A 17815-nucleotide genomic window follows, 5' to 3' on the forward strand; every position below is an offset into this window, starting at 1 on the left:
CACTGCCGCAAAAATGCGACACTCGCCGTTCAGAAAACAAAGGCCGGCGCTTTGCGGAATTCCGCCAGAACCGGCGCCGCAGCGTCGAAAACCGGCCGCCCCGAGACGGTTTTTCCCGATTTCTGATAGAGCTTTACCCGTGCGGCGCGCCCGATCCCCTCGACAACGACGAGCCGGCCGCCATCGCGCAACAAGGAGAAAAGTTCGTCAGGCCCGGTTTCGCAGGCGCCGCCGACCAGAATCACGTCGAAGCTGTAGTCGGCGGGGCGCTTGGCCGCCACCTTGACAGCGCCGGCATCGGCCCGCGTCAGGGCGGGGCCGGCCAATGCGGCAGCCTCGGCATCCGGCTCCCAGAGCGTCGCAACAGCGCCCATATTCGCCATCACGGCTGCACCATAGCCAGTGCCGCCGCCATATTCGAGCGCGTTCTCGCCGGGTTGGACGGCGAGCGCCTGGATCATGCGGATCACGACCATAGGCGTCATCAGCGCCCTCCCCGTGCCAGGCAACGGCACGGACTGGTCGAGATAGGCCAGATGCGACAGCGTATCGGGCAGGAAGGCCTCGCGTGGCACCGTATCGGCCGCCGCCAGGACGGACCGGTCGGTGATATCATAGGTCCGCAATTGGCAATCGACCATCATGCGGCGCAGCGCGGCGAAACTGTCCATGTCCCGAAATCTCCGTCTGCGACACCAGGCCGGCGGCTCGCGGCCGGCGCCACCAAAAGCGCGCCGATACGCCATCGCCCGGGGTCCGAGCCAAGCCTATCGACCGATCCGACAGCTTTTGTTCGAGGCTGCGTCAAAAGGCAAGACGCGAGGGAGGAGTAGCCCCACCCGGGCATGACGCGGTGAGAAGATGACCAGACGAAGACATGGCGCGACGAAGACACAGCGCACCGCCGGAGCGATTCCGGAATCTCGTCCTGACCATGATCAGAAACTGGGTCTGGAAAATTGGAGGCCTCGCCCGGAATCGAACCGGGGTGCAAGGATTTGCAGTCCTCTGCGTAACCACTCCGCCACGAGGCCTTCCCGATGTCCGCGCTGGCGTGACATCTTGCACGGCGTATAACCACATGCCGGGCCGGGCCGCAACCCATCCTCGCCACGCCGCGCGGCATGTCCCATGGACAAATTGGTGAGCCGACGTTTTCCCACCTGCTTTGTCGCAAAGGGCTTGCGCGGCTCCGGTGGCATGGGTATACGGCGGCCACTGATCCCGGATAGCTCAGCGGTAGAGCAATCGACTGTTAATCGATTGGTCGCAGGTTCGAATCCTGCTCCGGGAGCCAGCAAATTCAAGGGCCAGGCGCAAATCGCCTAGGCCCTTTTTGCTGTCGCGCTGCACGATGGGCGCATTGCAGTGCGCAGTTCCGGGCACCATCAATGTGACGCCTTCACCACGACATCGTCACGAAATGGTCAGCCGCCATTCAGCCTCTGACCGCATTTGCGGTGTGAGCTAGGCCGTTCATCCGCAACTGATGGAGGAACGTCCATGCGCATGATCACAACCTTGGCCACCGGAGCCGCGCTCGCATTGTCCGTGGCTGCGAATGCACAGACCCCTTCGCCCTCGCCCGCCCGCCCACCGACATCTGCACCGCAAGCCCCATCGGCCCCGCCGACGATTCAATCGGTCAACGTGGTCGATATCAGTGAATTACCGGCCGCGACTCAATCCCAGGTCACAGAGATCGTCGCCCAACGCGGAGATGGCGAGCTTCAAAAGCTCCGCAGCTCGGTCGACTCCACGCCGACCGTCAAATCGGCTCTGGAAGCCAAGGGACTGTCGTCGACCCATGTTCTTTTCGCGCAGATGAGCGAGAGCGGGCTGCTCACGATCGTCACCAAGAAGGCGGGCTAAGCCTGTGGACGGCCCGGCGCTCGCTTGCGCCGGGCTTGTGATTCCCTGGCGCCGCGCGCGAGCAGGCGTCCAGGGGACTCGCCCGATCGTCGTGAGAGTCCCGTTTGAAACTCCAGCCCTCATCCTGAGGAGCCGCGCAGCGGCGTCTCGAAGGATGCTCCAGATGGTTCGGGAGCCTCCTGGAGCATCCTTCGAGACGCGCTCCCGCGGAGCGCTCCTCAGGATGAGGGCTCGGGAGGTCCGCATCCTCTCTCGTCCCTGAACGCAGCTGAACTTTTCCGTTCATCGGCAGTTCCGTGGCGCCGGCTTAGATCGGAGCCATGCCGATTCATCGGAAGGAGACTTCAATGCGTAAACTGATCCTCGCCGCGAGCCTGGCGCTTGGTGCCGCGGCGTTCCTGCCCGCAATCGCCGAGGCCGCGCCTGCCTTTGCCTCGGGCCGGGAGGTCCAAGTTCCAGCAGGCGAAGCTTCGGCCGGCGACATCCAGCAGGTCCAGTATCGCGACTGGCGCGATGATGGCCGCCGCTTCGACGGGCGCCGGGAGTTCCGCCACGGCCCGCGCCGTTATGGTCCTCCGGCCTATGGACGTCGTTATGGCGGCCCGCCGCCCTATTATGCGCGTCACCACCACCGCCGCTATTACGGCCGGCCCTATTACCGCTGATTGTCCAGGTCGCTGATCGTCCAGGTCAGCGATCGTCCAAGCCAGGCCGCGCCGCAGCACCACGCTGCGGCGCGGTTTTCACATGCGACATGCAAGGGCAGAATCAGAGACGAATCAGGCGGCGGCGACTGTCGCGCCGAGCTCGCCGACCAGGGCGCGCAGCGTCTCCGCGCTTCTGGCGAGGCCGAGAGCCGTCGTCTCCACCCTGTCGATCGCCGCGATGGTTTCCGTCATGGCCTGGCTCGAGCGCCGCGCGCCGCTGACCACATCGGAGGACTGCGCCGAGATCAGGCGCGCAGCCTCCGAAATCCGGCCGGCCAGGCCGAATTGCGAGGCGAAGGTAACGACCGCCTCGTTGCTGAGACGCGAAATCGTCTCGACGCTGTCGGTAATGGCGTCGACGCTGCCGACGCAGCGCCGCGTCGCGGTCTCGATCTTCTCGATCTGTCCAGCGACGGCCTGCGTTGCGGTCCCGGTCTGCGCGGCCAGGTTCTTGACCTCATGGGCGACGACCGCAAAGCCCCTGCCGGCATCCCCGGCGCGCGCGGCCTCGATCGTGGCGTTCAGCGCCAGCAGATTGGTCTGGTCGGAGATCTGCTTGATGACGGCCACGATCGAGCCGACCTGTTCGATGACCCCGGCCAGATCGGCCATCGAATCCTTGATGTCGGAGGCATGCGCCACGCTGGTCGCCGTCGCCTCGGCCGCGCCGGACAGGCGCGCGCCCATATCGCTGGTGAGCTGGTGCAGTTGGCTGGTGGTATCGGCGCTTTCGGCCGCCAGGCGATAGGCCTTGGTCGAAGCGACCTCGGCCTCGCTCGACTGCTCCAGCGTCGCTTGCGCCTTCTCCAGCATCTGCCGCGCCGCCGTGGTCAATTCGCGGGCGCTGCTTTCGAATGTCGTGCCGAGCGCTTCCGTCCTCTGGCTGAAGGCCTTGAGCGCCCCATCGAGAGAGACATGCCGCTCGACGACGGCGCGGCGCGTCTCATGCTGCTCGACGGCGATGGCGCAGACCAGGTCGAAATAAAGCAGCCGCATCAGCAGGTCGACATCGCGCGGCGACACGGCCTGTCCGAGCAGGCGCCGCATGCCACGACCGGCGCGCGCCTGCAGCAGCGGAAGCACCAGTTTCTGGCCGACCTGCAATCGCGCCCTGGCGCCGATCATCGAGTCGAACTCGACTTTCAGCATCTGTTCGAGGGAGGCCAGATAGCTCTCGTCGAAACGCGCCTGAAACAGCACGTTGAAATGCGACACGACCGCACGCGTCAGCGCCTCTCCATGGATATCGAGCGAAGCCCGGCTCGACTTCAGATGGTCCTTGGTGATGCTGATATTGTGCCGGATGACGCGCTCGATGATACGAGCGACTTCGGGCGCGAGCTGACGCGCCAGTTCGCGACACTCATCGTCGATTCCGTAGAGCCGCAGGCGCGGCTCGATTTCGTCGACCGTCGGAATCTGGATGTTACGCGAATCGAGGCGCATTCAGTGCAGATCTCTCCGGAGCGCAGGAGAAAAAACGAGCTTTCAAAGCGCGCCATATCAGCGTCACACTGGTTAAAATGCGATGAAATCGCCAACCGCACGGCGTTTCCCAGCCATGGCCGGCAGCGGATCCGAACCCAATCCCGCACGAGGGTCAGGTTCCGTCGCGCCTCATTGCCTTGCCCCGGGGCATCAATCGCGCCACGAGCCAGAAATAGACGGGATAGGGCAGACAATTCACCGCCTTGGCGAACCAGGCCAGGCGCCGCGGAAAGGCGATCTCGAAACCGCCGCGCGCGAAACCGTCGACGATGCGCCGGGCCGCGCCCTCGATCGGCATCAGCAAGGGCATCGGATATCCGTTCCTGCGGGTCAGCGGCGTGTCGACGAAGCCCGGATTGACCAGTTGCAGCCGGATGCCGAGCCTGTCGCAGTCGAATTTCAGCGCCTCGCAGAGATGGATCACGGCTGCCTTGGAGGCTCCATAGGCTGCTCCGCGCGGCATGCCGCCATAGCCCGCGATCGAGGCGTTGACGGCGATCTGCCCCCGGCCGCGCCGTGTCATGCGCTCCAGCACGGCGGCCAGCCCCTTGGCCACGCCGAACAGGTTGACGGCGAAAGCTTGCTCGAAGGCTGCAAGATCGAACGCGCCGGAATGGACATGAGGGGCGATGCCGGCATTGAGGAAGGCGAGCGCGATCGGGCCGTGCACGCTCTCGATTCCGTCCACCACCGCCTGCATCGCGAGGGTCTCGGTCACGTCGCCGACGTGGGCGACGATGCGGCCGGGCAATCCTTCCGCGCGCCGGGCGATATCCTCGAGCAGATCGAGCCGGCGCGCGGTGATCGCGACGGTCCAGCCCCGCCGCGCCAGTTCGAGCGAAACCGCCTCGCCGATGCCCGAACTCGCACCCGTGACCCAGGCGACGCCGTCCTTCGGCTGCATGCGCGGCAATGACATCGAGGCTCCCGGGAGCAGCCGACGGATCATCGTGCTACTCATCGCGCTATCTAGTCCCTGCGGTCGGGAGACGGAAGGGCCAGGCGCAGTAGCGGCGCGCTAACCCCAGGAAAGCTGCTTTATCCCCAGAGAATGCATTCTGGCGCGGCCAGCCCAATCCGTGCAATCTCCGCACCCCGCGCCGCCGAAGCGCGCCCCAGGGATACTGCGACCATGCCGACCGAATTGCTGTTTCGCCAGGATGCCTATCTGAAGGAGACGCCGGCACGCATCGAAGCCGTGAACGAGCGCGGCGGCGTCATCCTCGACAGGACGGTGTTCTACGCGACCGGTGGCGGGCAGCCGGGCGACGCCGGCAAGCTCATTCGCGCAGACGGTAGCGAGATTGCGATCGGCACGGCGATCTACGATCCCGAGGACAAGAGCCGCGTGATCCATGTTCCCCTTGCAGGACAGCTTGAAGGACAGGCCGCTCCGCAACCCGGCGAGACCGTGACAGCCGTGCTCGACTGGGAGCGCCGGCTTAAGCGCATGCGAATCCACACGGCGCTGCATCTGCTCAGCGTCGTCTTGTCCTATCCGGTGACGGGCGGGGCGATCGGCGAGGGCGACGGGCGGCTCGATTTCGACATTCCCGAAGGCGGCCTCGACAAGGCCGAGATCTCCGAGACCCTCAACGCCCTGATCGCCCGCAACGCCGAAGTCACCGAAAGCTGGATCACGGATGAGGAGCTCGACGCCAATCCGGGCCTGGTCAAGACGATGTCGGCGAAGCCGCCGCGCGGCTCGGGCCGTGTCCGCTTGGTGGCCATCGGCGACATCGATCTGCAGCCCTGCGGCGGCACCCATGTCCGCAACACCGCCGAGATCGGCCTTGTCGCGGTCACGGATATCGAGAAGAAGGGCAAGCAGAACCGGCGTGTCCGCATCGCGCTCGCCTAGAGCATTTTCGAGCGAAGTGGGCACCGGTTCGCGTGAAGAAAATGCGATAAAACAAAGAGGTAGAGTATTTCCGCGATTCGGAGAAACGCGGAAATACTCTAGATCCAAAAGTTGAGAGCATTGCTCTGAAGCCAGGTCCAGCCGCCGATAAGCGGCCGCAACGTCAAGGAAATGCCGATCATGGCCAGCGACAACGTCTTCGTCTCCACGGAATGGCTCGCCGAGCGCCTGAACGCGCCCGATGTCGTCGTGGTCGACGGCTCCTGGTACCTGCCCGTCCATGGCCGCGACCCGCATGCCGAATATGCGCAGCGCCGCATCCCGGGCGCGCTGCGCTTCGACATCGACACCGTCAAGGATACCGGCTCCGACCTGCCCCATATGCTGCCGCGGCCGGAGGCTTTCGCGGCCGCCGTCGGCGCGATGGGCATCGGCGACGGCATGCGCATCGTCGTCTATGACGGGCTTGGCCTGTTCTCGGCGCCGCGCGTGCGCTGGACCTTCAAGACCTTCGGCGCCAAGGACGTGGTCATCCTCGAAGGCGGCTTCCCGAAATGGCAGGCGGAAGGCCGCCCGATCGAGGAAGGCCCGCCGCGCTCCCGCTCGGCCCGCACCTTCACCGCACGCCTCGACCATTCCGCCATCGCCGACGCCGACGACGTCGAGCGCGCGCTCGGCAGCGGCGCCGTCCAGGTCGTCGATGCCCGTCCCGCCGACCGCTTCCGCGGCGAGGCGCCCGAGCCACGCCCTGGTGTGCGGTCGGGCCATATGCCGGGCGCGCTCAACCTGCCCTTTCCCGCCATCATGCAGGACGGCAAGCTGAAATCGCCCGACGCGATCGCGGCCGCCTTCACGGAAGCCGGCGTCGATCTCGACAAGCCCCTGATCACGAGCTGCGGCTCGGGCGTCTCGGCGGCGATCCTCTCGGCCGCGCTGGAGACGATCGGTAAGCCGGCGCGCGCCCTCTATGACGGTTCCTGGGCGGAATGGGGCTCGAGCGAGCGCCCGATCGCCACCGGCCCGGCGAAGAAGGGCTGAGATCATGTCCGGACACGACCATTCCGACCACGACCATCCGCACGATCACTCCCATGACGAGCCGCGCTGGAAGCATGACGGCGTGCGCGTCATCACCGGTGATAAGCTCGACCCGAACACGGCGCAGACGCCCGGCATGTTCCGGCAGGCGGCGATCAACCATGCCCGCGTCGGCGCCCAGAAGATCTGGGCCGGCACGGTCTCGATCCAGCCCAACGCCAAGACCGGCGTGCATCACCATGGCGAGCTGGAGAGCGTGATCTATGTCGTGCGCGGCAAGGCCCGCATGCGCTGGGGCGAACGGCTCGAATTCGTCGCCGAGGCCGGGCCGGGCGACTTCATCTATGTGCCGCCCTTCGTGCCGCATCAGGAGATCAACGCCAATCCCGACGAGCCGCTGGAATGCGTGCTGGTGCGCTCGGACAACGAAGCCGTGGTCGTCAACATCACCGATGTCGATCCGGTCGAGGCGCCGGAGACGGTCTACTGGGTCGATCCGATCCACAAGCATCCGTGACGATCCACCGGCCTTCGCAGAGCGTCATTCTCGGGCTCGGCCCGAGAACCTCATGACCAGCTAGCCGAAATCGGAGATGGTCGGGTCAAGCCCGACCATGACGCGTCAAACCCGATCCCGACACGATGACGTTGCGTCGGCTGGCATCGGCCATGCTTCCAGCAACTGGACGGGCGGCAGCCGCCCGGCTCATATATCGCGACCCCATCAAGGCGAAAACGATCATGGACAACCGAAACGATCTCTGGCGGCATGTGGATGCGAGCAAGCAGCGCTTCATCGAACTCAGCGACCGCGTCTGGGGCATGCCCGAGGTCTGCTACACCGAGCAGCGCTCGGTTGCCGAGCATGTCGCCGAGCTGAAGCACCAGGGCTTCAAGATCACCGAGAACATCGCCGAGATCCCGACCGCGGTGATGGGCGAGGCCGGCGAAGGCGGCCCCGTCATCGCGTTCCTGGGTGAATATGATGCCCTGCCCGGCCTGAGCCAGGAAGCCGGCATCGCCGAGCATCGCGAAGTCGAGGCGGCCGGTCATGGCCATGGCTGCGGCCACAACCTGCTCGGCTCGGCCGCGCTGCTCGCCGCGACCGCGATGAAGAACTGGCTCGCCGAGAACAAGATCCCCGGCCGCGTGCGCTATTATGGCTGCCCGGCCGAGGAAGGCGGCGCTGCCAAGGCCTTCATGGTCCGCGCCGGCGCCTTTGACGACGCCGATGTCGCCATCACCTGGCACCCGTCGAGCTGGTGGGAGGTCGCCCCGCCGCTGGCGCTCGCCAACACCCGCGCCGATTTCATCTTCACCGGCCGCGCGGCGCATGCCGCGGCCAGCCCGCATCTGGGGCGCAGCGCGCTCGACGCCGTCGAGCTGATGAATGTCGGCGTCAACTACATGCGCGAGCACATGCCCAGCGATGCGCGTGTGCATTACGCCCTGCTCGACACCGGCGGCATCGCGCCGAACGTCGTCCAGGCCCATGCCCGCGTGCGCTATTCGATCCGCGCGCGCGATCTGCGCGGCATGCTCGAGCTCGTCCAGCGCGTGAAGAAGATCGCCGAAGGCGCGGCGCTGATGACGGAAACCAAGATGGAGATGCGCATCATCAGCGCCGTTTCCGACCTGTTCCCCAATCCGCCGCTCGAACAGGCGCTGCACGGGATCATGGAAGAGCTCGGCCCGCCGCATTTCGATGATGCCGACAAGGCCTTCGCCGAGGAGATTCGCAAAACGCTGTCGCCACAGGAGATCGCCTCGATCTGGCGCACCATCGGCATGGAGGATTCGGGCGTGCCGCTGGCCGATTTCCTCGTTCCTATGGACGCCAAGCGCAACCCCGCCATCGGCTCGACCGATGTCGGCGATGTCAGCTGGGCCGTGCCGACCGTCCAGGCGCATGCGCCGACCGTCGCTGTCGGCACGCCGTTCCACACCTGGCAGGTGGTCTCGCAGGGCAAGCAGCCGGCAGCCCACAAGGCGATGGTCCATGTCGCCAAGGCGATGGCGGCAACGGGTGCTGCCGTGCTCTCCGACCCCGCCCTGATGGCGGCCGCCAAGGCCGACCACAAGAAGCGCCTGGGCAAGGAAGGCTACACCTCGCCGCTGCCGGCCGAGGTCAAGCCGCCGCTGAAGATGTCGCTCGGCGGCTAAACGCCGCCTCCTTCAACCGTGCGTCATCCCGGATCCCTGCTTCCCAGCATCCGGGATGACCAACAAGACCGAGACGACCGGCAGAACATGGTGCCGGGCCGGTTGGGTCTCTTCAATCTCAGCCCTGCCGTAGCGCCTTTGAGCGCCCAGCGATGGCCGCGATTGCCACTACGACAATGAAACGCCCGCTTCTACAGGCTGGTGACCCAGAGCACCCGCGTCTCGCCCTCCGCCGCATTGGCGAAGCAATGCGGGCGCGAGGACAGGAAGCGGAAGCTGTCGCCCTCCTGCAGGGTCCAGCTCTCGCTTTCGACCTTGAGCAGCATGGCGCCATGCATGACGAGCCCGGCTTCCTCGCCCTGATGCGTATAGAGCTCGTCGCCGGTGCTCGCGCCCGGCTCCAGCTCGACCATGTAGAGGTTGAGCTTCGAGCTCTCCGAAAGCGGGGTCAGCAAATGCTTGCGGATGCCCGAGCGCCAGAGCTGCAATTCGCTCCGGTCGGCGCCGCGGACGATGGTCGCGGGCCGGTCCTGCGGCGGCGCGCCATTGGGAAAGAGATCGGCGAGCCCGACGCCGAACGCATCCGCCATGCCGACGAGCACGCGCAGGGTCGGCGAGGACAGGCCGCGCTCGATCTGGCTCAGGAACCCGATCGACAGACTGGTGCGGGCGGCGAGATCGACCAGTGAAAGCCCGCGCGCACGACGCAATCTGCGCAGGCCCGCGCCGATCTCCTGGTCGACCGGCTGGCTGGCTCCGCTGGCGGCTGGGGCGCTCATGAACTCTCCATCTCCGCCTCTATTTCATGCACATGAAATCGCTTGCGGGCAAGTTTGTCCTATGCTCGTATCTTCACGCACGTGAAAATCATGGCCGGACGCGCAGCAAGCGCGCCGTAAGCGAGGGGATATCGCGATGGAACGTCGGACCTTCCTGTCCATGCTGGCCGGCAGCGCCGTGGCCGCGGGCATTCTGCCTGCCCGGGCGCAGTCCGTGCTCAAGGTCGGCTCGACCCCGACGGGCAGCCCCTTCACCTTCCTCGACACCAAGACCAACACCATCGAGGGCGTGATGGTCGATTTGGTCAAGGCGATCGCCGCAGTCTCCGATTTCAAGGTCGAGGTCGAGGGCATGCAGTTCTCGACGCTGATCGCCTCGCTGACCAGCAACAAGATCGATATCGTTGCGGCCGCGATGTACATCACCCCGGTGCGCAAGGAAGTCATCGATTTCTCCGACCCGATCTACACCTATGGCGAAGGCCTGATCGTACCGGCCTCCGACACCAAGGATTACGTCACCCTCGAGGACCTGAAGGGCATCACGATCGGCGCGCAGATCGGCACGGCCTATGTCGACGTGCTGCAGAAATCCGGCCTGTTCTCCGAGGTCAAGCTCTACAAGACGCTGCCCGACATCCTCGCCGATGTGAACGCGGCGCGCGTCCAGGCCGCCGTCTTCGACCTGCCGATCATCGCCTATAACCTGTCGCAGGGGCAGTTCCCGAAAATCCGCATCGTCAAGTCCTACAAACCGGTGATCTCCGGCTCCGTCGGCATCGGCGTGCGCAAGAGCGACGGCGAATTGCTCAAGAAGATCAACACCGGCCTCGCCAAGCTCAAGGCCGACGGCACCGTCGACAAGATTTTGGCGAAGTGGGGCCTGGTCTGAACGGCCTCGCCATTTCCAACTCGGAACGACGCCGTCATTCCGGGTGCAGCGAAGCGCACCCCCGGAATCCATCATAGAGTTCAGCGCCCGACGATGGATCCCGGATCGGCGCCGCTTCGCGGCTTGTCCGGGATGACGCGCTGAGGTTCCAAACGTCGTCCTGACCAATTCCTCCGACCACCAGAACCCCATGCAGACCTTCCTGCGGGATGCCGCCCAGTTCCTGCCTCTCCTGCTCCAGGGCGTTAAATTCACGCTGCTCGTCACGGCGGGCTCGCTGATCCTGTCGACGCTGCTCGGCCTGGTCTGGGCCCTGATGCGGGTCTCAGGCATCGGCTGGCTTGCCCTGATCGCCAAGATCGTCGTCAACGGACTGCGCGGGATCCCCATCCTGGTGCAGCTCTTCTATATCTACTTCGTGCTGCCCGAACTCGGCATCGCGCTCTCGGCGCTGCAGGCCTCGATCCTGGGGCTCGGCATCGCCTATTCCGCCTATCAGTCGGAGAATTTCCGCGCCGGCATCGAGGCGGTCGACCACGGCCAGATCGAGGCCGCGCAATCGATCGGCATGGGCTGGGGCATGATGATGCGGCGCGTGATTCTGCCGCAAGCCGTCAGGATCGTTCTGCCGCCCTACGGCAACATCATGGTGATGATGCTGAAGGATTCGTCCCAGGCCTCGACGATCACGGTGGCGGAACTGACGCTGCAAGGCTCGCTGATCGCCTCCTCGACCTTCAAGAACATGACGGTCTACTCGCTGGTCGCCCTGCTCTATCTCTGCATGAGCCTGCCGCTGATCGGCTTCGTCGGCTGGCTGGAGCGGCGCTTCGGCAAGGAGACGCGGCGATGAGCACTTCGATGATCGAGATCACCGGCGTCACCAAGAGTTTTGGTGCCTTTCCCGTCCTGAAGGGCATCACCGCCAATGTGAACAAGGGCGAGGTGGTCTGCCTGATCGGCCCGTCCGGCTCCGGCAAATCGACCATCCTGCGCTGCATCAACGGGCTCGAATCCTATGATGGCGGCGCGATCACCATCGACGGCGTCCGCGTCGATCGCAGCCAGCCCTCGATCACCGGCATCCGCACGGCGATGGCGATGGTGTTCCAGCGCTTCAACCTGTTCCCGCACCGCACGGCGCTGGAAAACGTCGTCGAGGGGCCGATCTTCGTGAAGAAGGAGCCAGCCGCGCAAGCTATGGCGCGCGGACGCGAGCTGCTCGGCCGCGTCGGCCTCGGCGACAAGGTCGACGCTTATCCCGGCCAGCTCTCGGGCGGGCAGATGCAGCGCGTCGCAATCGCACGCGCGCTCTGCATGCAGCCCAAGGCGATCCTGTTCGACGAGCCGACCTCGGCGCTCGATCCCGAGCTCGTCGGCGAGGTGCTCAGCGTGATGAAGAGCCTCGCCGAGGACGGCATGACCATGCTCGTCGTCACCCATGAGATGGGCTTTGCCAGCGAGGTCGCCGACCGCGTGCTCTTCCTCGACGGCGGCGTCATCGTCGAGCAGGGCCCGGCCCGTGACGTTCTGGGCGCGCCGAGCCATCCGCGCACCCAGGATTTCCTGCGTCGCGTGCTCAAACCGATCTGAAGCATGGCGCGAAAAACTGGGTATCGGTTTTTCGCATGAGCCATGCTTTCAACGCCTAAGGAGGCCGTCATGGCCGAACCGTTCCCGCTCGCCCCTTCGCTCTGGCATGCGACAGCGCCCAGTGCGGCGCCGACGCCGCCGCTTGCCGCTGATGCCAGCGCCGATGTCTGCGTGATCGGCGCCGGCTATGCCGGGCTCTCGACCGCGCTTCATCTCGCGGAGGCCGGTGTCTCCGTCATCGTGCTGGAGGCGCATGAGCCGGGCTGGGGCGGCTCGGGCCGCAATGGCGGGCAGGTCATTCCCGGCATCAAATATGATCCCAGCGAGATCGCCGCGAAATTCGGCCCCACTGCGGGCGAGGCGCTGACGCGCTTCGTCGGCTCGACCGCCGATCTGGTCTTCGACCTGATCGCCAGGCACGGCATGGACGTGCCGCATAAGCGCACGGGCTGGATCCAGGGCGCGCATACACCAGCCATGCTCGAGACGGTGAAGCGCCGCGCCGCCGAGTGGCGGGCGCGTGGCGTCGATGCGGAGTATCTCGACAGCGACAGCGTCGCGCGCCTGCTCGGCACGGAACGCTATCTCGGCGGCTGGATCGACCGGCGCGCCGGCGGCGTGCAGCCGCTCGCCTATGCGCGCGGGCTGGCCAAAGCCGCGCTCAAGGCCGGCGCCACGATCCATGGCAAGAGCCCCGTCGTCTCGCTGAAACGCCAGGGCGCGAGCTGGATCATCCACACCGCCCAGGGCGCAAGCGTCACCGCGCCGCGCGTCGTCGTCGCAACCAATGGCTATACCGGCGACCTGATCCCGAAACTGCGCCAGACCGTGATCCGGCCGAACACCTTCATCGTCGCAACCGAGCCGCTCTCGGACAATATCGCCTGCACGATCCTGCCCGAGGGCCAGGTCACCTCGGATACGCGGCAATTGCTGCTCTACTTCCGCAAGGACCACACCAACCGCCTCCTGATGGGCGGCCGCGGCCCGTTCCGCGAGCCGAAGGGCGCCTCCGACTGGGCCCATCTCGAACGCGTCATCGGCAAGATGTATCCGCAGGCCAAGGGGATCGGCTTCGACCATCGCTGGTGCGGCCGGGTCGCGCTGACGCGCGATTTCCTGCCGCATCTGCACGAGCCCGAGCCCGGGCTGCTGGTCGATATCGGCTGCATGGGCCGCGGCGTCGGCCTGCAGAGCGCGATGGGCAAGGCGATGGCGGAGTATCTCGCCAGCGGCGACAGGAGCCGCCTGCCCTTCCCCCTGGTGCCGATCAAGCCGCTGCCGCTGCACGCGCTGAACGAGCTCTACGTCTCGGCCATCATCAGCTGGTACCGGCTGACCGATGGCGGGATGAAAGCCGCCTAGAGGCCGTTTGGAACCTCCAGCCCTCATCCTGAGGAGCCGCGTAAGCGGCGTCTCGAAGGATGCTCCAGCTTGCAAGGGAGCCTCCTGGCGATACTGCGTTGGCTCGGAACTACGCTGTCATCCCGGACAAGCGGCCCCCGGGTTCGGCCTTCGGCCGGCCCAAGGACAGGCTCCGCCGCGCCGATCCGGGATCCATTCCTGAACCTAACCAGGCAGCACTCCGGCATGGATCCCGGCTCTGCGCTTCGCTACGCCCGGGATGACGGCGCATAGGTGATCGAGAGCCTTTAGCGAACGAGGATGAGTAAACCTCAGCGCAGCCCGTCCTCACCCTTGATCTCGTGCTTCTGCAGGCCGCCGATGCGCGGCAGCGGACGACCGGAATCGGTGATCGCGATCGCCACCAGAATCTCGCCGGCGCGCGGCGCGTCGGTGATCCGGACCTCGACCGCATCGAAATGCGAGCGCACGAAGGCTGCGTCCTTGTGGCCGAGCGGCACGTCGATCGGCGTACCGAGCCCGCCGCGCTTCTTGGCCGAGGGGATCAGCGCCGGCCCCTTGCCGAGCGCCGCACGCACGGGGGTGCCCAGCTTGGGATGGAGGATCGCGGCTGCATGCTCGATCTCGCCGCCCTCGCCGACGATCGCCGCCTTGCCGAAGCTCTCGGCCTGATCGGGCGCGATGTTCAGCGCCGCAAGGCAGCGCTTGGTCAGGAGATCGCCGAGCTCGACGCCGATCTCGGAGAGCTCCGAGAGGTCCTCCTGATAGCGCCCGGCGAACGGGTTGGCGATCACGGCGCAGGCCACGGCGCGCCGCGTCGGCGGGCTGACCGTCTTGCCCATTTCGAGATGGATTTCATCGACTTGCGTGAGAATTTTGCGGATATCTGCGGGCATGAAAGGCTCCGACACTAGACGGAAGGGCGCGGGGAACCCCTCTCCTGCATCGAAGTCGGGTATACCCGACTTCGACACTTTGACTGCTGATCTCGGGCAAGCCCGAGATCAGTGAGAGGGGCAGGGGTGAGGTGTAGGCCATTCGACGAGGAAGGCGCGGGCTGAAGATAGGCGTGCCAAATTGGTTTCCTGGCCTGCCCTCACCCCTGCCCCTCTCCCACTCGGGAGAGGGGTTCCCCGCGCCTCTTTTGGCAAGAAAGGGAGAGCGGCCCATCACCGCTGCCCGTCGCCAACGCTGATCTGGTCGGCGCGCAGGCCGCCGACGCGCTCATGGATGCGCGCGCCCGTCGTCATCACCAGGATGAAGACCAGTTCGTCCGCTTGCGGCGAGCCCGGCACGCCGATCTCGACCGCGCCGAAATGGCTGCGGACATAAGACGCGTTGATATGGGTGACGGGAATGTCGATGCGCGCGCCCGGCCCCGCCACCTTCTTGGTCGAGGGTACGATCGCTTTCGCATTGCCGAGGATCTCGCGCATGGCGTAGCCGCCGGGCACATGCCAGAGCGCGCCATGCTCCAGTTCCCCGGCGGAGCCGACGATGGCGCCCTTGCCATAGCCCTCGACGGTCCCGGGATCGCCGCCGAGCGCGTTGAGGCAACGCGTCGCCATGTCGAGGCCGGCAGCCTTCAGCGCCTCCATCATCGGCAGGATGTCGGGCTCGTAGCGCCCGGCATAGGGATTGGTCAGCACGGCGCAGACCGAGGCGATGCGCTCTGTGCGGCCGGGACGTGGGCCGAATTCGTGGAAGATCTCCTCCACGCTGGTCTGGATCCGACGGATATCGATGAGATCGGTCATGATGCGCCTCAATGCCCGACCAGAACGGGCGCGGTGTGCGATGGCGGCGTGTTGCGCGAGCGGCCGGTGCGGATGATGCCGTCGATCACCACCATGCCGATACCGGGAATGTCGCCGAGCGAGACGGCGTCGAGCAGATGCCTTCCGGCCGAATGCTGCGGCTTGTCCAAGAAGACGAGATCGGCCGGCATGCCGACCGCGATGAAGCCGGCATCGAGCTTGCGTACCCGCGCCGTGTTGCCCGTCGCCATGCAGAAGGCGACTTCGGGCGGCACATCGCCCAGGCTCGACAGGAAGGCGATCATCCTGAGGATGCCGAGCGGCTGCACGCCGGAGCCCGCCGGCGCATCCGTGCCGAGGATGACCTTGTAGGTCAGGTTGAGTTCGGTGGCGGTCTTGATGGCTTCGAGCGCGGCGCGCTCATTGCCGTTATGGACGATCTCGATGGCGCCCCTCGCCTGCTCGCAGAGCCGGCAGATGCCGGAAAAGCGGATCGAGGTATGGCCGCCATTGATGTGGCTGATCACATCGGGCTGGGCTTCCAGCACGATATCCTCGCTGATCAGGCTCGAACCGGCGATCGAGGGCCCGCCGGTATGGATGATCGTCTCCAACCCGTATTTGCGGGCCCAATCGACATGCTTCTTCGCCTCGGGGCCGGTGTTGACTGTGCCGAGCCCGATCTCGCCGATCATCTTGACCCCGGCGCGGGCCATCTCGGCATAATCCTCCTCGACCATGCTGGTCTCGGCGATCGGCGCTCCCGCATGGATCTTCGCCCCCGTCGGCCGGAAATTCGCGAAGGTGCGTTGCGCCGTGATGGCGAGCGCCTTGACGCCGATGGGATCCTTCGGCCGGCCGGGCAGATGCACTTCGCCGGCGGAAACGAAGGTGGTGACGCCGCCATTGACGCAGGAATCGATCCAGCCCATCTGCCCCTGCCGCGGCGTCCAGTCGCCGAAGACCGGGTGGCAATGGCTGTCGATCAGCCCCGGCGCAACGGGCGAGCCCTGCGCATCGATGATGCTGTCGGCCCGGTCGCAATCGAGATCGGCAGCCCGGCCGATGGCCGTGATGCGGCCGTCGACCGCGATGATCGTATCGGCATCGAGGATCGGCTGGTTGAGATCGCCCGAGAGCACCAGGCCGAGATTGCGGATGACGAGCTTGCCTTTGGCAGGGCCTGCCGCGACGTCGTGAGCCATCTGGTCCTCCGCTGCGAATATGGAGCGCAATCATGCCTGCGAGACAGGCGATGTTTGAATGTGTAATAACAATCATGGACAGCGTTTCGGCGGCTGGCAAGAGGCGATGCGACAGGACCGGAGGCGCGGTCCGCGCGGTGGCGATCAGGGGATGAGGGATGAGCAGGCAGGACAGCGTGGCGGACACAGCCGCCAAGCCGATCGCAAGGCAGCGCAAGCCATCCTCGGCCGGCACGGCCGCGCCAATGGACTATGTCCTCGACGAGCAGGTCGGCTTCCTGATGCGCCGCGCCCAGCAGCGCCATATCGCGATCTTCCAGCGCATCATGGGCGATGACGGCCCGACGCCGACGCAATTCGCCGCCATGTCGAAACTGAGTGCGGGCGAGGAGATTTCGCAGAATCTGCTCGGCCGCATGACGGCAATGGACCCCGCCACCATCAAGGGCGTGATCGCGCGGCTGGAAGAGCGCGGGCTTGTCGAGCGCCTGCCCGACCCCGACGACCAGCGCCGCGTTCGCGTCAGGCTCAGCGCCAAGGGGCACGAGGCGATTCCCGGCCTGCTCGAGAAGGCGAAGGCGATCAGCGCCGCGACCCTGGCGCCGCTCTCGCGCGAAGAGGCCGAGCGCCTGCTCGCCCTGCTGGCGCGCCTCGATTGAGCAAGGCGTGCCTGCAAAATCCGCTTGCGCATTTTCATTTGTATACTAACAATAATTGACGTTGGATTTGATGAGGCCCGCGCCAGCTCACCGGCGCCTGGGCGCGGTGCGATGGAAGGCATGGCGATGACCCAAGGTATGGCGATGACCAACGACAACATCATCACCACGGATGTCGTGATAGTCGGCGCGGGTCCGTGCGGGTTGTTTGCAGTGTTCGAGCTGGGGTTGCTCGACATCAGGGCGCATCTGGTCGACATCCTGCCCAAGGTCGGCGGGCAATGCGCCGAGCTCTATCCGGAGAAGCCGATCTACGACATTCCCGGCTTCCCGATCATCAGCGGCCAGGGCCTGGTCGACAACCTGGTCGAGCAGATCAAGCCCTTCGGCCCGACCTTCCACTTGAACCAGATGATCGAGGCGCTCGAGCCGATCG

At 65.8% G+C, this 17815-nt stretch carries 19 protein-coding genes and 2 tRNA genes; 13 read left to right on the plus strand and 8 right to left on the minus strand.

Features of this window, described 5'->3' with window-relative positions:
* Window positions 1–29: 29 nt before the first annotated feature.
* Complete coding sequence (locus tag CYD53_RS27870) at window positions 30–671, minus strand: protein-L-isoaspartate O-methyltransferase family protein (protein ID WP_103721345.1); 642 nt, start codon at window positions 669–671, stop codon at window positions 30–32.
* A 289-nt stretch (window positions 672–960) separates the two neighbouring features.
* Window positions 961–1034: transfer RNA gene (locus CYD53_RS27875), tRNA-Cys, on the minus strand.
* 188 nt (window positions 1035–1222) lie between these two features.
* Here CYD53_RS27875 and CYD53_RS27880 point away from each other — a divergent pair.
* From CYD53_RS27880 to CYD53_RS27890, 3 genes are all read left to right on the plus strand, one after another.
* A tRNA-Asn gene (locus CYD53_RS27880) sits at window positions 1223–1297 on the plus strand.
* Between the two features lie 206 nt (window positions 1298–1503).
* On the plus strand, window positions 1504–1872 hold the full coding sequence (locus CYD53_RS27885; protein WP_103721346.1) for a hypothetical protein: 369 nt from the start codon (window positions 1504–1506) through the stop codon (window positions 1870–1872).
* A gap of 347 nt (window positions 1873–2219) precedes the next feature.
* Window positions 2220–2537, plus strand: a complete 318-nt coding sequence (locus tag CYD53_RS27890; protein ID WP_103721347.1) for a hypothetical protein — start codon at window positions 2220–2222, stop codon at window positions 2535–2537.
* Between the two features lie 114 nt (window positions 2538–2651).
* Here CYD53_RS27890 and CYD53_RS27895 read toward each other — a convergent pair whose 3' ends face one another.
* Window positions 2652–4025: a methyl-accepting chemotaxis protein gene (locus tag CYD53_RS27895; protein WP_103721348.1), complete on the minus strand. Its 1374-nt coding sequence runs from the start codon at window positions 4023–4025 to the stop codon at window positions 2652–2654.
* Between the two features lie 154 nt (window positions 4026–4179).
* On the minus strand, window positions 4180–4986 hold the full coding sequence (locus CYD53_RS27900) for an SDR family NAD(P)-dependent oxidoreductase (RefSeq protein ID WP_103721362.1): 807 nt from the start codon (window positions 4984–4986) through the stop codon (window positions 4180–4182).
* A 213-nt stretch (window positions 4987–5199) separates the two neighbouring features.
* Between CYD53_RS27900 and CYD53_RS27905 the strand changes: the two genes are divergently transcribed.
* The 4 genes from CYD53_RS27905 (at window position 5200) to CYD53_RS27920 (ending at window position 9129) form a co-directional block, all read left to right on the plus strand.
* Complete coding sequence (locus tag CYD53_RS27905; protein ID WP_103721349.1) at window positions 5200–5928, plus strand: alanyl-tRNA editing protein; 729 nt, start codon at window positions 5200–5202, stop codon at window positions 5926–5928.
* Between the two features lie 180 nt (window positions 5929–6108).
* The gene (gene sseA, locus CYD53_RS27910; protein WP_103721363.1) at window positions 6109–6966 is read left to right on the plus strand and encodes a 3-mercaptopyruvate sulfurtransferase; all 858 of its coding nucleotides are present in this window, start codon (window positions 6109–6111) and stop codon (window positions 6964–6966) included.
* 4 nt (window positions 6967–6970) lie between these two features.
* On the plus strand, window positions 6971–7483 hold the full coding sequence (locus CYD53_RS27915) for a cupin domain-containing protein (protein WP_103721350.1): 513 nt from the start codon (window positions 6971–6973) through the stop codon (window positions 7481–7483).
* A 224-nt stretch (window positions 7484–7707) separates the two neighbouring features.
* A complete protein-coding gene (locus tag CYD53_RS27920) occupies window positions 7708–9129 on the plus strand; it encodes a M20 family metallopeptidase (protein WP_103721351.1) in 1422 nt (473 codons plus the stop codon).
* 191 nt (window positions 9130–9320) lie between these two features.
* On the opposite strand, the gene CYD53_RS27925 is transcribed toward CYD53_RS27920, so the two are convergent.
* Window positions 9321–9908, minus strand: a complete 588-nt coding sequence (locus tag CYD53_RS27925; protein ID WP_103721352.1) for a helix-turn-helix domain-containing protein — start codon at window positions 9906–9908, stop codon at window positions 9321–9323.
* A 136-nt stretch (window positions 9909–10044) separates the two neighbouring features.
* Here CYD53_RS27925 and CYD53_RS27930 point away from each other — a divergent pair, with 136 nt between their 5' ends.
* The 4 genes from CYD53_RS27930 to CYD53_RS27945 all read left to right on the plus strand — a co-directional run bounded on the left by CYD53_RS27930 (window position 10045) and on the right by CYD53_RS27945 (window position 13758).
* Window positions 10045–10800: an ABC transporter substrate-binding protein gene (locus CYD53_RS27930; RefSeq protein ID WP_103721353.1), complete on the plus strand. Its 756-nt coding sequence runs from the start codon at window positions 10045–10047 to the stop codon at window positions 10798–10800.
* Between the two features lie 190 nt (window positions 10801–10990).
* Window positions 10991–11653 (plus strand): amino acid ABC transporter permease, encoded by a 663-nt coding sequence (locus CYD53_RS27935; RefSeq protein WP_103721354.1) that lies wholly within the window; start codon window positions 10991–10993, stop codon window positions 11651–11653.
* Between the two features lie 8 nt (window positions 11654–11661).
* Window positions 11662–12393: an amino acid ABC transporter ATP-binding protein gene (locus CYD53_RS27940; RefSeq protein WP_103721364.1), complete on the plus strand. Its 732-nt coding sequence runs from the start codon at window positions 11662–11664 to the stop codon at window positions 12391–12393.
* Between the two features lie 69 nt (window positions 12394–12462).
* A complete protein-coding gene (locus CYD53_RS27945) occupies window positions 12463–13758 on the plus strand; it encodes an NAD(P)/FAD-dependent oxidoreductase (protein ID WP_103721355.1) in 1296 nt (431 codons plus the stop codon).
* A 311-nt stretch (window positions 13759–14069) separates the two neighbouring features.
* On the opposite strand, the gene CYD53_RS27950 is transcribed toward CYD53_RS27945, so the two are convergent.
* From CYD53_RS27950 to CYD53_RS27960, 3 genes are all read right to left on the minus strand, one after another.
* Window positions 14070–14654, minus strand: coding sequence for an amino acid synthesis family protein (locus CYD53_RS27950; RefSeq protein WP_103721356.1), 585 nt, complete (start codon window positions 14652–14654; stop codon window positions 14070–14072).
* 273 nt (window positions 14655–14927) lie between these two features.
* Window positions 14928–15515: an amino acid synthesis family protein gene (locus tag CYD53_RS27955; RefSeq protein WP_103721357.1), complete on the minus strand. Its 588-nt coding sequence runs from the start codon at window positions 15513–15515 to the stop codon at window positions 14928–14930.
* An 8-nt stretch (window positions 15516–15523) separates the two neighbouring features.
* Window positions 15524–16720 carry an amidohydrolase family protein gene (locus CYD53_RS27960; protein WP_103721358.1) on the minus strand — a complete coding sequence of 399 codons (1197 nt, stop codon included), beginning with the start codon at window positions 16718–16720 and terminating at the stop codon, window positions 15524–15526.
* A gap of 176 nt (window positions 16721–16896) precedes the next feature.
* Between CYD53_RS27960 and CYD53_RS27965 the strand changes: the two genes are divergently transcribed.
* Both CYD53_RS27965 and CYD53_RS27970 read left to right on the plus strand, forming a co-directional pair.
* Window positions 16897–17379 (plus strand): MarR family winged helix-turn-helix transcriptional regulator, encoded by a 483-nt coding sequence (locus tag CYD53_RS27965; protein WP_245928465.1) that lies wholly within the window; start codon window positions 16897–16899, stop codon window positions 17377–17379.
* A gap of 144 nt (window positions 17380–17523) precedes the next feature.
* Window positions 17524–17815: NAD(P)/FAD-dependent oxidoreductase (locus CYD53_RS27970; RefSeq protein WP_146056024.1), on the plus strand; the 292-nt coding region annotated here is incomplete at its 3' end.

Source organism: Allobosea psychrotolerans, assembly GCF_002917105.1.
GTDB lineage: Bacteria > Pseudomonadota > Alphaproteobacteria > Rhizobiales > Beijerinckiaceae > Allobosea > Allobosea psychrotolerans.

Coding starts and splice junctions, on each gene's coding strand:
- CYD53_RS27870 (WP_103721345.1), bottom strand. CDS start 671: ATGGACAGTTTCGCCGCGCTGCGCCGCATGATGGTCGATTGCCAATTG.
- CYD53_RS27885 (WP_103721346.1), top strand. CDS start 1,504: ATGCGCATGATCACAACCTTGGCCACCGGAGCCGCGCTCGCATTGTCC.
- CYD53_RS27890 (WP_103721347.1), top strand. CDS start 2,220: ATGCGTAAACTGATCCTCGCCGCGAGCCTGGCGCTTGGTGCCGCGGCG.
- CYD53_RS27895 (WP_103721348.1), bottom strand. CDS start 4,025: ATGCGCCTCGATTCGCGTAACATCCAGATTCCGACGGTCGACGAAATC.
- CYD53_RS27900 (WP_103721362.1), bottom strand. CDS start 4,986: ATGTCATTGCCGCGCATGCAGCCGAAGGACGGCGTCGCCTGGGTCACG.
- CYD53_RS27905 (WP_103721349.1), top strand. CDS start 5,200: ATGCCGACCGAATTGCTGTTTCGCCAGGATGCCTATCTGAAGGAGACG.
- sseA (WP_103721363.1), top strand. CDS start 6,109: ATGGCCAGCGACAACGTCTTCGTCTCCACGGAATGGCTCGCCGAGCGC.
- CYD53_RS27915 (WP_103721350.1), top strand. CDS start 6,971: ATGTCCGGACACGACCATTCCGACCACGACCATCCGCACGATCACTCC.
- CYD53_RS27920 (WP_103721351.1), top strand. CDS start 7,708: ATGGACAACCGAAACGATCTCTGGCGGCATGTGGATGCGAGCAAGCAG.
- CYD53_RS27925 (WP_103721352.1), bottom strand. CDS start 9,908: ATGAGCGCCCCAGCCGCCAGCGGAGCCAGCCAGCCGGTCGACCAGGAG.
- CYD53_RS27930 (WP_103721353.1), top strand. CDS start 10,045: ATGGAACGTCGGACCTTCCTGTCCATGCTGGCCGGCAGCGCCGTGGCC.
- CYD53_RS27935 (WP_103721354.1), top strand. CDS start 10,991: ATGCAGACCTTCCTGCGGGATGCCGCCCAGTTCCTGCCTCTCCTGCTC.
- CYD53_RS27940 (WP_103721364.1), top strand. CDS start 11,662: ATGATCGAGATCACCGGCGTCACCAAGAGTTTTGGTGCCTTTCCCGTC.
- CYD53_RS27945 (WP_103721355.1), top strand. CDS start 12,463: ATGGCCGAACCGTTCCCGCTCGCCCCTTCGCTCTGGCATGCGACAGCG.
- CYD53_RS27950 (WP_103721356.1), bottom strand. CDS start 14,654: ATGCCCGCAGATATCCGCAAAATTCTCACGCAAGTCGATGAAATCCAT.
- CYD53_RS27955 (WP_103721357.1), bottom strand. CDS start 15,515: ATGACCGATCTCATCGATATCCGTCGGATCCAGACCAGCGTGGAGGAG.
- CYD53_RS27960 (WP_103721358.1), bottom strand. CDS start 16,720: ATGGCTCACGACGTCGCGGCAGGCCCTGCCAAAGGCAAGCTCGTCATC.